Source organism: uncultured Psychrobacter sp., from assembly GCF_947488565.1.
GTDB lineage: Bacteria > Pseudomonadota > Gammaproteobacteria > Pseudomonadales > Moraxellaceae > Psychrobacter > Psychrobacter saeujeotis.
The window spans coordinates 225079-239468 of the sequence record NZ_CANKZC010000001.1; the positions used below are offsets into that span (position 1 = coordinate 225079).

Genomic DNA, 14390 nt, shown 5'->3' on the forward strand with positions numbered 1-14390 from the left:
TCAGACAATTATAAATAACGTTTTTATATGAAGTGTTTGACCCCAATTATCGATGAGTAGTTAAACCTTTCAATGTTAATAAACAACTACTCATCATCTAACTAGGAGAAAACCCCATGGCCTATAGTGACCAAGTTATTGATCATTACGAAAATCCACGCAACGTTGGCAATCTTGATAAAAATGCCAAAAACGTTGGAACTGGCATGGTCGGTGCCCCAGCTTGTGGTGATGTGATGCGTCTACAAATTCAAGTTGATGATAAAGGTATCATTGAAGACGCTCGCTTCAAAACTTATGGCTGCGGCTCAGCTATTGCGTCAAGCTCACTCGTTACTGAGTGGTTAAAAGGCAAAAGTTTAGATCAAGCTGGCGAAATTAAAAATATGGATATTGCTGAAGAATTGGCATTGCCACCAGTAAAAGTTCATTGTTCTGTGCTTGCAGAAGATGCTATTAAAGCTGCCATAACCGATTATAAAGGTAAACATGGTACTGCCGAAGTAGCAGAAGAAGCGACTAGTTAAATCTAATAGCGTACACAATGTATGCTGTTAGTACTGCTGTAGTAGTGTGAGTTGCATTACTAATAACGCTTAGAGGTGACAATGATGCTTATAGGTACTTGTCACCTTTTATTTTTAAGAGTCATTAGATTGTGATGAGTTTATTGATATGACCATACATTTATAGTGATTGTTATTAATGTATAAATCACCATATTGTATAAGTTACTATATTATTAGTCGTCATCAAATTTAATAGTGAATAGGAGTTGGCATGATTGAGATGACAGAACGCGCCGCTCAGCATGTTCGAGATTTTTTGGATAATCGTGGCAAAGGTGAAGGTATTCGAGTTGGTATTCGTACAGCTGGTTGTTCAGGCCTAGCCTATGTTTTAGAGTTTGTAGATGTACCTGATGATAACGATACACGCTATGAAAGTCGCGGTGTCAGCATCTTTATTGATCCTAAAAGCTTGGTTTATTTAGACGGCTTATTGATGGATTATGAAAAGGAAGGCTTAAACGAAGGCTTTAAATTTACCAACCCCAATCAAAAAGGCGAATGTGGCTGCGGGGAGTCCTTTACTGTTTAAAATGTACGATTACGATATTGAGCAAGTAGCAGCATCTCGATATAAATGTTGCAAAGTTAGTATTGGCCATTAAGCCTCATATAAGTACGTATTTACAATATTCAGTTAAGCAAAGACCTGAAAAACAAACAGAACAGCAAGGCGCATAATATGACAGATGTCACTTTAGAAGCTCAGTTTGATAACTTTTTTGCTCTATTTGAGCATCCTGTACAGTTTGAAGTCGATCAAGATAGCCTTGATCAGCGTTTACGTTTACTACAAAAGCGTTATCATCCAGATAATCTTTCTGTTAATGGTAAAGAGAGCGTAACAGATACCGCGCAAGCAAAGCAGCAATCTGAGCAGGCATCAGCCTTGATCAATCAAGCTTATCAAACCCTTAGTGCTCCTGATAGCCGTGCCAGCTATTTACTTGATATGGCTGACCAAGCACAGAATGTAGAACACTCTATTGCAGATTTGGATTTTTTAGAAGATGCGATGCAGATGCGTATTGATTTAGATGAAGCCATTGAAGATAAAGATCGTGCGACATTACAACAACTGCATCCGCAAATCATAGAGCGCTTAGTGCGTCAATCTAAACGTTTTGAAGAAGCTTATGAAAGTGAAGACTGGCAGACTGCCACTGATGCCACACAAAAGCTGAAGTTTTTGGTCAAATTAAATGCTGATGTGACGATCGGTCTTGATGAAGTAACGAGCGCTGAACACTCAGATGATGATGACCTATATGTTTAAACTTGACGTATGAGTATTACACTCTACTATATGTATGGTCAAAATATTATTGACAGTATTTTCTTATTTTAAGCGCTATTTTCTTCTATTGTAGAGTAAGACTTTAGCCGTTAAACTATCGTCGCCTGCATACTACATTTGCTTCATTTTACTTATCTATTTTATCTTTGAGTTATTTTATGTCTTTATTGCAAATTGCCGAACCCAATCAAAGCGCCCAACCCCACCAACATCGTTTTGGTTTAGGAATTGATCTTGGTACCACACGCTCACTGGTCGCTGTGGTACGTTCAGGCAAAGCGCAAGTCTTAGAGGCAGCTACAACGACTGATACTTTATTACCTTCTGTTGTTTATTATCCAAGTACAGGTAATCCCCTTGTCGGTTACGACGCTCTAACGCACTTAGCAGATGATCCAAAAAATACGATTGTTTCAGCCAAACGTTTTATGGGCCGTAGCCAAGCTGATATCAAGTTCTCTCATCCTTATGAGCTGTCTGGCCACAAAGATGATATGCCAACGTTTGTCACCGCCCAAGGTGAGGTCTCTCCTGTTGAAGTATCAGCCCGGATTTTAGCGGCTCTTGAAGAGCGAGCTACGAGTGCCCTACCTATAGATAGTGTAGAAGGTGCTGTGATTACCGTACCTGCCTATTTTGATGAAGCGCAGCGTCAAGCGACCAAAGATGCGGCACAAGCAGCTGGTATTAATGTACTGCGTTTATTAAATGAGCCTACTGCTGCTGCAGTTGCATATGGTCTCGACAAACCTGCTGAAGATTCTGTTAATAGCGAGACTAAAGAAAATTATTACTTAATTTACGATCTTGGTGGTGGCACTTTTGATGTGTCTATTTTAAAGCTTAATGATGGTGTCTTTGAAGTATTAGCAACGGGTGGTAACAGTGCCCTAGGCGGTGATGATATTGATCGTTTGGTGACCAATTGGCTCATCAAACAAGCAAACGTCGATCCTAAAGACGTTAGCCCTCATGATAAGTCAATACTTGCGCAGCAAGCTAAGGTTTACAAGCAAACGCTAACTGATGCCAAACAAGTCGATATTGACATTGTTGTCAATGAGCAGTCTTATCAAGGCGTACTGCGTCATGAAGACTTATTCGCCATCGCTAACCCTGTTAGTCGCCGTACATTAAGCGTGTGTGAACAAGTACTACGTGATGCAAAGCTATCTAGCACTGATTTAGATGAAGTAATTTTGGTGGGCGGCTCAACCCGTATGCCTGTTATCCAAGACGTTGTGGCTGAGTTTTTCAACAAGCAGCCACTATGTCGCCTAAATCCAGATGAGGTCGTTGCCTTAGGTGCGGCTCAGACAGCGCATCAACTGATTAGTGGTGATAGTGATGACCACTTACTATTATTAGATGTGACACCATTATCGCTTGGTCTTGAAACCATGGGCGGTTTGGTTGAAGTACTAATCCCACGTAATACCCCTATTCCTGTTAAAAAGCGTCAAGTGTTTACCACTTATCAAGACGGACAAACGGGCATGGTTGTTCACGTAGTACAAGGTGAGCGCGAAACAGTAGAGAACTGCCGTTCACTGGGACGTTTTGAGCTATATGGCATTCCGCCAATGAAAGCAGGTTTTGCTCGTATTGAAGTGACCTTTAGTATTGATGCTAATGGACAGTTGACAGTTAGTGCACAAGAGACCACAACAAAGACAGAGAGTCAGATTGAGATTGTGCCTTCTTATGGATTGTCAGATGAGCAAAAAGAGCAGCTTTTGACTGCTGGATTTAAGCATGCAGAAGAAGATAAAAACGCCCGTTCTTTAATTGAGACTAAAGTAGAAGCTGAGCGCGAAGTGCTCGCGCTACAATCCGCCCTGAACGAGTTTGCTGCTTTATTAACATCAGAGGAGCAGCAGTCCCTTGCTAAGTATATTCAAGCGTTACAAACAGCCCTTGAAACTGACGACTTATCAGTTATCGAGAGAGAACAAGCTTCACTTAAACCGCACAGCGACGCTTTTGCTGCTCGTATTATGAATCAGAGTGTCAAAGCCAGTATGGCAGGTACAAGTGCTCAGGACTGGTAATAGCTACACTGATGACTATAAATCAATAAGTATAATTCATTTAATATAATATATTTATACGTTGTAACATTTCATTTTTAGAATTTTAATCGATTAGTATTGGACAGACAATTTATGCCAAAGATTACTGTACTACCCCATCACGAGATTTGCCCTGAAGGTACTGAGGTCGAGCTTCAATCTGGTGATAACTTATGTAAAGCCCTGCTTGAAAAAGGTGTCAAGATTGAACATGCTTGTGAGATGTCAAAAGCATGTACGACCTGTCATGTCGTGGTTCGTAAAGGATTTAATAGCTTAGAAGAAATGGATGATATTGAAGCCGACTTGTTAGATCGTGCTTGGGGACTGGAACCTGATTCACGCCTGTCTTGTCAGGTGATACTTGATGAAGAAGATTTAACCATAGAAATCCCAAAATATACGCTTAACCATGCCAAAGAAAATCATTAAAGAATAAGCATAAGGTTTTGCTATACTAAAAAGCCAGCTATTAAAATATAATAGCTGGCTTTTTGTTTGGATGAAAAGCTAGTAATCTTCGTTCATTGTGTTGATTAAAAAAACTGCCTCAGTTATCTTTTACTTATCAACTAAAGAATGCTCTTTTTCTTCCTTTTCAATACGTTCAAGGGCGAAGTTCAGTTTGCTTTTAATCTCTTTGTAATCATAATTTTGCATGTCTTTAAAATTTAGATTTAAATTAAAGCCAGGTAGAGTATGATCCACCCACTTAGATAAGCGGCCTTTATTAGCGTCAGGGTCTAATACTTGCCAAGCATTGATACTACTATCAAAACCTTTTAACTGATAGGTGCCAGCATATTCGCATTCGTAATCGTGGCAGACATAATCATAAGTCCTTTGACTAATAAGAATATCTCCCTTTCCTGCTATCGATTCAAGACGAGATGCAAGATTTGCCTCTTTACCAATGATAGTATAGCTCATGCGACTATTACTGCCAAAGTTCCCTACATGACAGTAACCGGTGGTAATCCCAATGCGCACATACAGTCCTTCAAAGCCCATCAAACGCCATTCCTGACGTAAACTGCGCATTTCTCGGCGCATATCAATTGCCATGGCCACGCAGTCCAGTGCATCTTGCCGCGTCCCTCGACTGTTGGGTTCACCAAAAAAACATATCATACCATCACCAACAAACTTGTCTAGCATCGCGCCGTGTTTGTTGGCAATAACTGTCATACATTTCATATAAGTATTTAAAATATCAGCTAGGTTATCAGAGCTTAGACTGTCAGACAGCTCAGTGAATCCAGCGATGTCTGAAAACATGATCGTAAGTTTCGCTCGTTTATTATTCACATCTACCACATTGTCTGACTTTACAATTGGTTGCCAGACCTGAGGGGGTATGAAACGGGACAGTTTACTAATGACTGATACCAAAGTATTCAGTCGTCCCTTCGCTTTCTCTGCCGTGTTTTCGTAACTCAAATATTTATGATAAATCTCCCAAAACTGACAGCATATAGTAATAATACTAGCTAGTAATACAATGGGTGATATAAAGTCATCATTGCAAACCATCATATCGCTATTTAGCATGGTACTGACGTAATAAAACATGATAGTAATGACGATCGAAACAATAATCAGCTTAAGTCGATTTTCAGGCTCACTTGAGATAATTCGAATACCGATTAACAATGACAAACTCAGTGATAAGATGGTACAGAACTGCATACTTCCAATGACTGTTGACAATAGCATTACAACGATATTGGATGTCCAAAAGCTTGGCTGACGCCGGTAGTTATAAATTAAAATCATTAGACTTGGTAGGCTTACAATTGTAAACAATGCCATTGAAATAGAATTAAACTCAAAATGCATAGTGACCAGCACTACAGTAAGCAGTAGGACGAATATCTCTGGATAGTCAAACCGAGCATATTCTTGATTTTTTAATAAAGTCGATGATTTCAATCTACCTAAAAGAGGCATACTTGGCAGTCGCTTAGATTAAGACAAGCTAAAAAAGCTTAAAAGAGTGAGTGTTGAATTTTATAATAAAATAGAGAGGAATACAGCTGATTGATTGGCAGTAATGACCTATGTATATGCTGTATATGTAGATATTGCATAAGTTACTAGTAGCGTACAGTGCTAAAAATGAACAACAGTTAAGCGATACTATTCATCCTAGATACCGTTTAACTTTACTCAGTAGTGTCAGTAGTTGACGTTCTGTTATAACGTAAGAAACAGTACAACGCAAAAAATATAAACGTAACCATTCGCCAAGTACTGTATCTAACATTGTATCTAACTGTTGATTAACGACTACATTTGCCAATCAAACGGCATTTGATGATGACCTCGCAATGCAATCATTAATGTTTGCTGCATTTGTGCCAATATATCTTTTGTATATGGTACTGCAGGTACGCCCCATACTGGATTTGGCCATTGCAGATCGTTTTGATAGCGCACTATATGGTGAAAATGTAGCTGTGGAACTTGGTTGCCGAGTGCTGCAACATTCATTTTGTCGGCTTGGAATGTCTTGGCAAGTTGGCTTGACAACCAGCTTGACTCACGTAAAAATTGTGCTTGATCAGATACAGACAATTCGTACAATTCTTTGATACCAGACACACGTGGTATCAAAACCAGCCAAGGAAACTGGCAGTCGTTAATCAAACGACATGTCGACAAGGGAAAATCCCCTACCAAAAAACTATCAGCAGCAAGCTTAGGATGCAGTTGGAACATAATAACGGCTTCTCTTGTTATAAAATATCAATAAAATCAGTTAACAGCTATCTATAATGGCGCTATTTTATCAGTTATCTGTAACGACGTGTTGAACATTCACACATACCTACTACTGATCATACTCATCTATCAAAACTGTGTTCTATATTGAGGCAAGATGATAACAATATAACGCCCTTGACTAAAGAAAACAGAACACGTTTTTAAGCTGGTTCAGCTACTGTATGTTCGCTAAAATAATGCAGTAGCTCTTGGATAGCAGTGACCCGCTGCTGCGGTGTCTCAAGTTTATCGGCGTCATTATAACGAATACCTGAAGCGCCGTTCATACGATAACGTTGACCATCAGATTGAATCAATTTAATGATTGCCAAAGCGTCAACTGGTGTATCAGGCGCAAATTCTAGCGTCACACTATGACTATTGGCATCAATTTTGTTAATTTTTAATGGCTCTGTCTGTAAGCGCAGCTCATGAATGGCAAATAGCTGCTTGGTTTGATCTGGCAGCACGCCAAAACGGTCGATCATTTCAGTACGTATGTCGATCAAGGTTTCTTTACTATCCGCGTTACTGATCCGTTTATAAAATAATAGGCGCTGGTGTACATCGTGCAGATACTCTTCTGGTATCAGTGCTGAGCTGTGTAAGTTTATTTCACTGGTTAACGATAACGGCGTGCTCAAATCTGGCTCTTTGCCTGCCTTGATAGCTTTGGTAGCCCGTTCGAGCATATCCATATACAGACTAAAACCAATTGCCTGCATATTACCGCTTTGCTGTTTACCTAGGATTTCACCAGCACCGCGAATCTCTAAATCTTCACTCGCCAGCATAAAGCCTGCACCCAATGTATTGGCGCGCTCAATCGCATGTAATCGGCGTTTGGCATCCCCTTTAAGGCCCTTAAGCGATGGTACTAATAGATAGCAGTAGGCTTGATGATGACTGCGACCGACACGGCCACGCAACTGATGCAGCTGAGCCAGGCCAAATTTGTCAGCGCGCTCAATAATAATAGTATTGGCATTTGGTACATCAATACCAGTTTCGATAATGGTTGTGCAAATCAACACATTGAATTTTTTATGGTAGTACTGCTGCATGATTTGTTCAAGCTGACGCTCCTGCATCTGTCCATGAGCGACCCCTACACGCGCCTCTGGTACTAGCTCGCGAATAGTCTCTGCCATACGCTCAATACTGGCGACATCATTATGCAATAAGTATACCTGTCCGCCGCGTAACAACTCACGTAAAATAGCCTCTTTCATCAAAGCTTCTGTCTTTTGCATGACAAAAGTTTTAATAGCCAAGCGACGTGCAGGCGGGGTTGCAATAATAGACATATCACGCATACCAGATAGCGCCATGTTAAGCGTTCTAGGTATCGGTGTCGCTGTCATCGACAAACTATCTACATCAGTCTGAATAGCCTTAATACGCTCTTTGTGACGTACACCAAAGCGATGTTCTTCATCGACGATCATCAACCCCAAGTTAGAAAACTTGACATCAGGCTGTAACAGCTTATGCGTACCTATCACAATATCAACTTTACCAGCAGCCAAATCTGCTAGCACTGTCTCCTGATGCTTTTTACCACCAAACCGTGATAAGGTCTCGATACGGACTGGCCAATCAGCAAAACGGTCGCGGAAGTTGTCTTCATGCTGTCCTGCAAGCAAAGTAGTCGGTACTAATACGGCAACCTGATAACCGGCGCTGACGGCAATAAACGCAGCTCGCATGGCAACCTCTGTTTTACCAAAGCCCACGTCACCACAAATAAGACGATCCATCGGCTGGTTTTGTCTCATATCTTCGATAACCGCGTGAATAGCGTTGGCTTGATCAGGGGTCTCTTCAAAAGCAAACTGGCTGGCAAACAGATCATACTGTGAGATATCTATTTTAAAATGAATACCCACTTTGGCTTCGCGCCTTGCTTGCATATTGAGCAGCTCTGCCGCCACATCGTGAATTTGCTGCAATGCTTTTTGCTTGGCTTTGTCCCACTTCCCACTACCAATTTTGTGTAGAGGAGCAAGTGCTGGATCACCGCCACTGTAACGACTGATCATTTGTAGACTGGCTACTGGTACATAAATACTGGCATCATCGGCGTATTTTAGATGAATAAATTCTTGCTCACCGTCACCCACATCTAAAATAATGAGGCCATTATAGCGACCAATACCATGCTCGATATGCACAATAGGACTGCCTTGTGTCATTTCAGTGACACTTTTGACCAAGAACTCTTCTGATACACCACTTTGTCGACGGCGACGTGTTTGCAGTACTTGCCTACCGAATAGCTGAGTCTCACTAATCAGCACCAAACGTTCGGGGACAAAGACTCCGCGCTCAATCGGTGCAACTGTCAGACCAACATATGGTTTTTGGCTTGAATTGTTGTCACTGACCTTGTCTGCTGCTAAAAAATCTTTGAAGCTGTCATAGGTTTTGATATCAATTTTACCTTTGAACAGCTCAATGAGAATCTCTCGACGACCTGCAGTTTCAGCGACAATTAATACTGGCGTACCTGTTTCTACCTGCAGCTGTAAAAAATACAACAGTTCGGCTAAAGGTTCTGCCTTTTGGTGGTTTACTGTCAGTTGTGGCGGCATTTGAGCGCTTAATGTGACCAGGCCTTGCTGTTTGGTTTGCAATACAGTAGATGCGGATGCTTCTTGGCCATTGAGATCTGCTACATCTGTCATAGATGCAAGCTCTTCTCTCGCACTTAGTATCACTCGTGGATACTGGTTTAAATGCTCATTCAGCGTATTGGATAATAAATACAATAGCTCTGGTGCTACGATAGGTTTATCAATATCATGACGACGCTCTTCATAGCGGCGCTGGATTTGTGACCAGTAATCTGCTTGGCGCTCATTGATTAGCTCATCTGTAATTAACAAAGCATCTTTAGGCAAATAATTGAATAAGCTACTCTCTTGCTGCCAATCTTTTAGATCAAAAAACAGCGGTTGATAATATTCAAGCCCACTACTCGCAATTCCTGCCATCACATCTTTATGTAATTCAGATTTACGGCTACTAGCATTTGGGAACATTGCAGCAAAATTCATGCGAAAAGTGTCTTTCCCATCTTCTAAAGGAAACTCTTTTGCAGGTAGTATTTGAAACTTCTTAATAGGTTTAGAGATATCGGGCAATTTATGCAACAACGATAGCGACTCTTGACCCATACTTTTATCATTACCGGAGACCATGGCCTTTAGATCATCATCGGTCAATGTACGCTGAGTCTGCGGGTGAAAAAAACGAATTGTCTCAATTTCATCATCAAATAAATCTAGGCGCAGTGGGAAGGGCTGCCCCATCGCAAAAATATCAATAATACTACCGCGTACTGCAAACTCGCCTGGCTCAAATACATTGTCAACCGCACGGTAGCCCGCTTTCGCTAGTAGCTCACGTTGAGTATGGATATCAAATTGATCACCAACACCTAAATCAAAGTGTTGTCCAATCAGCCAGCTAGGCGGTGCAACGCGATGCATCAAAGCTTGTACAGATATAAGTAGCACACCTGACGTTGGCATATCTGTCAATAAGTTGATTCGTTCACTAACGATATCTTGGTGCGGGGACAGCTCGTCATACGTTAGCGTCTCCCAGTCGGGAAAGACATAAGCATCAACGCCGCAAAATGCCAGTTCAGTCTCTATCTGGTTGAGCTGGTTTTGATCTCGAGCTACGACCACTTTTAAACGATCTGACATCTCCCATATAGTCGTTTTGACCAAACTTGCTAGCCATAGACTGCCTACTGCACCATGTACGGGTGCAAGCCAGCGTCTTTGCAAGTTTTGGATCGGAAATAGCTGTTCATTAATGGGAGCAAAAGCGTCAGTTAAGGCAGTGATAGACATAGCAGGTAGGATCTATTTAAGAATCTGGCAGTTATTATACGAATATTTTTGCAATTGACCAAAACTAATTTACACTTTAACAGGCTGCTACGATTTGACAAAACTAAACGGTTTGTTAACATGGCACGCTTTTGGCTATTCTTGTTTTAAGCTAACTTTCCATTGTTAGCATTTAATTATTTCTATATAAACTTTTGCATAGTATTTTGAATAAATACCTCCTATACATGACTTTTATTGAGTCTCGATTATTCAGTAGTTTGTACTCTTTGTAAAGCGCCAACAGCATTTTTACATTACCTAAAATCTAAAGCTTGTAGCTGCCAAAAACTATTTATTAGTCATAAATAGTCGATACTTTGACGGTGTCCAGCTCAGCTAACTCATCAGGAGATTCGTCACCTATGAACGAGCAAAAACAGATTCCAAAGCCCCTTCTCGATAAATTTCGTCGCAGGCTTTATACCACTGAACATACAGTTGGTGAAAATAACACTGAAATATTGGGTTTAGATTTACACAGACCTGTATTCTTCTTTACTGCTATTGCCGTTGTTGGCTTTGTATTATTTGCTTTATTACTACCTAATATAGCCAATTCTTGGCTTAATGGTACCAAAGATTGGGTGGTCAATGGTTTTGACTGGCTCTTTGTCAGCACAGCCAATATTATGGTGATATTTAGTCTGATATTGGTTGTGTCTCCCTATGGCAGCATCCGAATTGGCGGTATAAATGCCAAACCTGAGTTCAATCGGCGCTCGTGGCTCTCCATGTTGTTCGCAGCTGGCATGGGCATCGGCCTTATGTTTTGGAGTGTGGCTGAGCCATTGGCTTATGCAAGCGGTTGGGCAGGTACACCACTTGGTGTCGCAGCAGGTAGCCCTGAAGCTTACCATGCGGCTATGGGTGCGACCATGTATCACTGGGGTTTGCACCCTTGGGGTATCTATGCAGTAGTTGGTTTGTCATTGGCCCTATTTGCTTACAATTTTCGCTTTCCGTTGACCATGCGCTCCGTATTCTATCCTATTTTTAAAGAAAAGACGTGGGGGCTGCCTGGACATATTATTGATATATTGGCCGTACTAGCGACGATATTTGGTCTAGCGACTTCGCTGGGTTTGGGTGCTCAACAAGCGGCCAGCGGGCTTAATTATTTGTTTGGTTGGGACTTTGCAGGTAATTCGCTTGAGATTACCATTATAGTTGTAGTGACTGCTCTTGCTACAATATCTGTAGCACGTGGCCTTGATGGCGGGGTTAAGCTATTGAGTAACGTCAATATGTTGGTCGCTTTATCTTTGTTGCTGTTTGTGTTTTTCGTTGGCAACTCAATCGGATTGCTGAGCAAAATCGGTGCCACTGCTGTTGATTATGCCACTTATATTATCCCGTTATCAAATCCTATAGGCCGCGGTGACGACGAATTCTTTCATGGCTGGACAGTGTTTTATTGGGCATGGTGGATCAGCTGGTCACCTTTTGTAGGTATGTTTATTGCTCGTATCTCAAAAGGCCGTACAGTACGTGAGTTTATTACCTCAGTGATGTTGGCTCCTACGCTTGTAACCATCGTCTGGATGACGGTATTTGGACAGTCAGGATTGAGTCAATATGACAATCAAGTCGGTGAGCTGGCAGGAGGGGTCAGTGATGCTTCCTTAACCTTATTTCAGATGCTGGCAAATCTTCCTCTAGGGACCATTACCTCTTTAATTGCTATTATTCTAGTAATGGTGTTTTTTGTGACCTCATCAGACTCAGGCTCTTTGGTAGTTGATACGATTACGGCAGGGGGTAAGCTTGAAGCTTCAATATATCAGCGTATATTTTGGGCTGTTGCTCAAGGACTTATCGCTATTGCTCTTCTCTATGGCGGCGGTGCGCAAGCCCTAAAAACCATTCAAGCAGGCTCAGTAAGTACGGGCTTGCCTTTTACCTCAGTGTTGATCGTTATGTGTATTAGCTTGTGGCTTGGTCTACGCAGGATTTATAAAGCACGCGAACAGCTACTCTCAGAGCTTGAAAAGTACTAATGAATCATTTACTTTCAACCAAAAAACCCAGTTCCGTAATTTGAACTGGGTTTTTTAATTATCATATAATTACTTGTAATATATAATTACAATCGATTTATACCAACAATATCTTACGCTATTAAAGACTTATGACTTGCAATAATGCCATTATTGTCTGCATAGACAAACATGCCAGAATTTAAAGTCAGGTCGCCAAAGCTAATTTCAATATCTGTTTGACCCTCATCTCGGCGTGTTGACTTGCGCGGGATACAGCCTAATGCCATCACACCGATATCCATTTGCGCCATGTCATCGACATCACGGACGCAGCCATACACAATAACTCCAGCCCAGCCATTATCAATCGCTGACTGTGCAATCATATCGCCGAGCAGCGCACAGCGCATTGAACCACCACCATCGACGACCAGCACTTTGCCTGCACCGTTATCGTCTTTGCCATTACTATTCAACAATGCTTTCACACGGCTATTATCTTCAAAGCATTTTACTGTCACAACTTCGCCGCAAAACTTATCTTTTGCGCCAAAACTATGAAAGGATTTACCCTCAATATTTGGTAAGCAGACTTGTGATTCAGGATTGGCATCCAATAAATCACAGGTTACAAAGTTCTCTTTATTCATTGCTGTTGATTCTGACATAGCTATTTACTCCTTGTTAATGACTATCAGTTATTTTGCAATCTATGGTCTTACTATTATTGATATTACTTTATCGGCAAATGCTTAGGCTATTTTCTTCCAAACAAGTTTGGTCGTTTGGCCTAACTTACCGACATAGTAATGTCGTGATTCATTTTTTGACACGAGTCATGGCTAGCATCTGCTTATTCTCGATAATATCAGTCATACTGGGCTTTGATTCAGAGAGCTTTGATTCAGAACGATAATCGCTGTATTTGCGACGTTCGTACATATCATGGGCGGTCATTGCCATCGAAATCGCGACACGCTTGGCTGAGATGGGGTGCAGCGGTAATGATTCAGACACTAAAGGCGAGATGATTTTAAAGGCTTTTTGACTAATGCTCTCGATTGGTCGACCTTTATGCTTACCCAATAATAAAGAGGGACGAAAAACAGCCAAACGCTCAAACCCTAGGCTCATAATGGTTTGTTCAGTTTCTGCTTTTACTCTATTGTATAAAAACCGACTATCAACGTCAGCATTCATTGCAGACAATAAAAAAAAGTTTTTAACCCCTCTATCAAAGCATAACTTGGCAAAACTTACGTTATAGTCATAATCTACTTTTCGAAAAGCCTCATCGCTGCCTGCTTGCTTCTTAGTTGTACCAAGGCAACTGAAAGCATCCGTTGTGGCATCCACACCGATGTTTGCAAAAACGTCGGCCAAATTATCAAAGTCACTCACCTGATAGAATCTCATACTAGCATTTATATACCTCGGTGGACGTCTGGCAATGACTATTAATGTATCATAGAGTTCACTAAGCTGCTTTGCAAGATGCTGACCAACCAAGCCTGTCGCGCCAATTAAAATTGCTTTTTGCTGCATATCCTATCCATTATTCATAATCGTAAAGTATTATAGACACTATTTTATGACTTTTAGGTTTATGGTTTTTGAGTCGTACTATAAAAGATTCACTATAAAACCCATACAGTGCGTGGTTAGTAACCTACTGGTTGCACGTCAAACGGACTATACCCTATATTATATGGCAGTATCATAACTAAGTTACCCTATAACTGTCGCTACTATTCATAATTTATTGTAAGAGTTTTTATCAATGGTTCGATTATTAACCA

General features: G+C 41.0%; 11 protein-coding genes. 6 read left to right on the top strand and 5 right to left on the bottom strand.

Annotated elements, in window-relative coordinates; genetic code table 11:
• The first annotated feature begins 116 nt into the window (after positions 1 to 116).
• The 5 genes from iscU to fdx all read left to right on the top strand — a co-directional run bounded on the left by iscU (position 117) and on the right by fdx (position 4370).
• A complete protein-coding gene (iscU, locus tag Q0890_RS00840) occupies positions 117 to 527 on the top strand; it encodes a Fe-S cluster assembly scaffold IscU (RefSeq protein WP_299216265.1) in 411 nt (136 codons plus the stop codon).
• A gap of 253 nt (positions 528 to 780) precedes the next feature.
• Positions 781 to 1101, top strand: a complete 321-nt coding sequence (gene iscA / locus Q0890_RS00845) for an iron-sulfur cluster assembly protein IscA (protein ID WP_299216268.1) — start codon at positions 781 to 783, stop codon at positions 1099 to 1101.
• A 150-nt stretch (positions 1102 to 1251) separates the two neighbouring features.
• Positions 1252 to 1845, top strand: a complete 594-nt coding sequence (hscB, locus tag Q0890_RS00850; RefSeq protein ID WP_299216271.1) for a Fe-S protein assembly co-chaperone HscB — start codon at positions 1252 to 1254, stop codon at positions 1843 to 1845.
• Positions 1846 to 2024: 179 nt separating this feature from the next.
• Positions 2025 to 3917, top strand: coding sequence for a Fe-S protein assembly chaperone HscA (gene hscA, locus Q0890_RS00855; RefSeq protein WP_299216274.1), 1893 nt, complete (start codon positions 2025 to 2027; stop codon positions 3915 to 3917).
• Positions 3918 to 4031: 114 nt separating this feature from the next.
• Entirely contained in the window at positions 4032 to 4370 is a 339-nt protein-coding gene (gene fdx, locus Q0890_RS00860) for an ISC system 2Fe-2S type ferredoxin (protein WP_299216277.1), read from the top strand.
• Positions 4371 to 4499: 129 nt separating this feature from the next.
• Here the strand turns inward: fdx and Q0890_RS00865 are convergent, their stop codons facing one another.
• From Q0890_RS00865 to mfd, 3 genes are all read right to left on the bottom strand, one after another.
• Positions 4500 to 5888: an adenylate/guanylate cyclase domain-containing protein gene (locus Q0890_RS00865; RefSeq protein WP_299216280.1), complete on the bottom strand. Its 1389-nt coding sequence runs from the start codon at positions 5886 to 5888 to the stop codon at positions 4500 to 4502.
• Positions 5889 to 6227: 339 nt separating this feature from the next.
• Entirely contained in the window at positions 6228 to 6659 is a 432-nt protein-coding gene (locus Q0890_RS00870) for an HIT domain-containing protein (RefSeq protein WP_299216283.1), read from the bottom strand.
• Positions 6660 to 6865: 206 nt separating this feature from the next.
• Positions 6866 to 10570 (bottom strand): transcription-repair coupling factor, encoded by a 3705-nt coding sequence (gene mfd / locus Q0890_RS00875; RefSeq protein ID WP_299216286.1) that lies wholly within the window; start codon positions 10568 to 10570, stop codon positions 6866 to 6868.
• Between the two features lie 404 nt (positions 10571 to 10974).
• On the opposite strand from mfd, the gene Q0890_RS00880 reads away from it, so the two are divergent.
• A complete protein-coding gene (locus tag Q0890_RS00880) occupies positions 10975 to 12609 on the top strand; it encodes a BCCT family transporter (protein WP_299216288.1) in 1635 nt (544 codons plus the stop codon).
• 113 nt (positions 12610 to 12722) lie between these two features.
• Here Q0890_RS00880 and rraA read toward each other — a convergent pair whose 3' ends face one another.
• A complete protein-coding gene (gene rraA / locus Q0890_RS00885) occupies positions 12723 to 13241 on the bottom strand; it encodes a ribonuclease E activity regulator RraA (protein ID WP_299217968.1) in 519 nt (172 codons plus the stop codon).
• A 169-nt stretch (positions 13242 to 13410) separates the two neighbouring features.
• Positions 13411 to 14136, bottom strand: a complete 726-nt coding sequence (locus Q0890_RS00890; RefSeq protein ID WP_299216291.1) for an NAD-dependent epimerase/dehydratase family protein — start codon at positions 14134 to 14136, stop codon at positions 13411 to 13413.
• Positions 14137 to 14390: the final 254 nt, after the last annotated feature.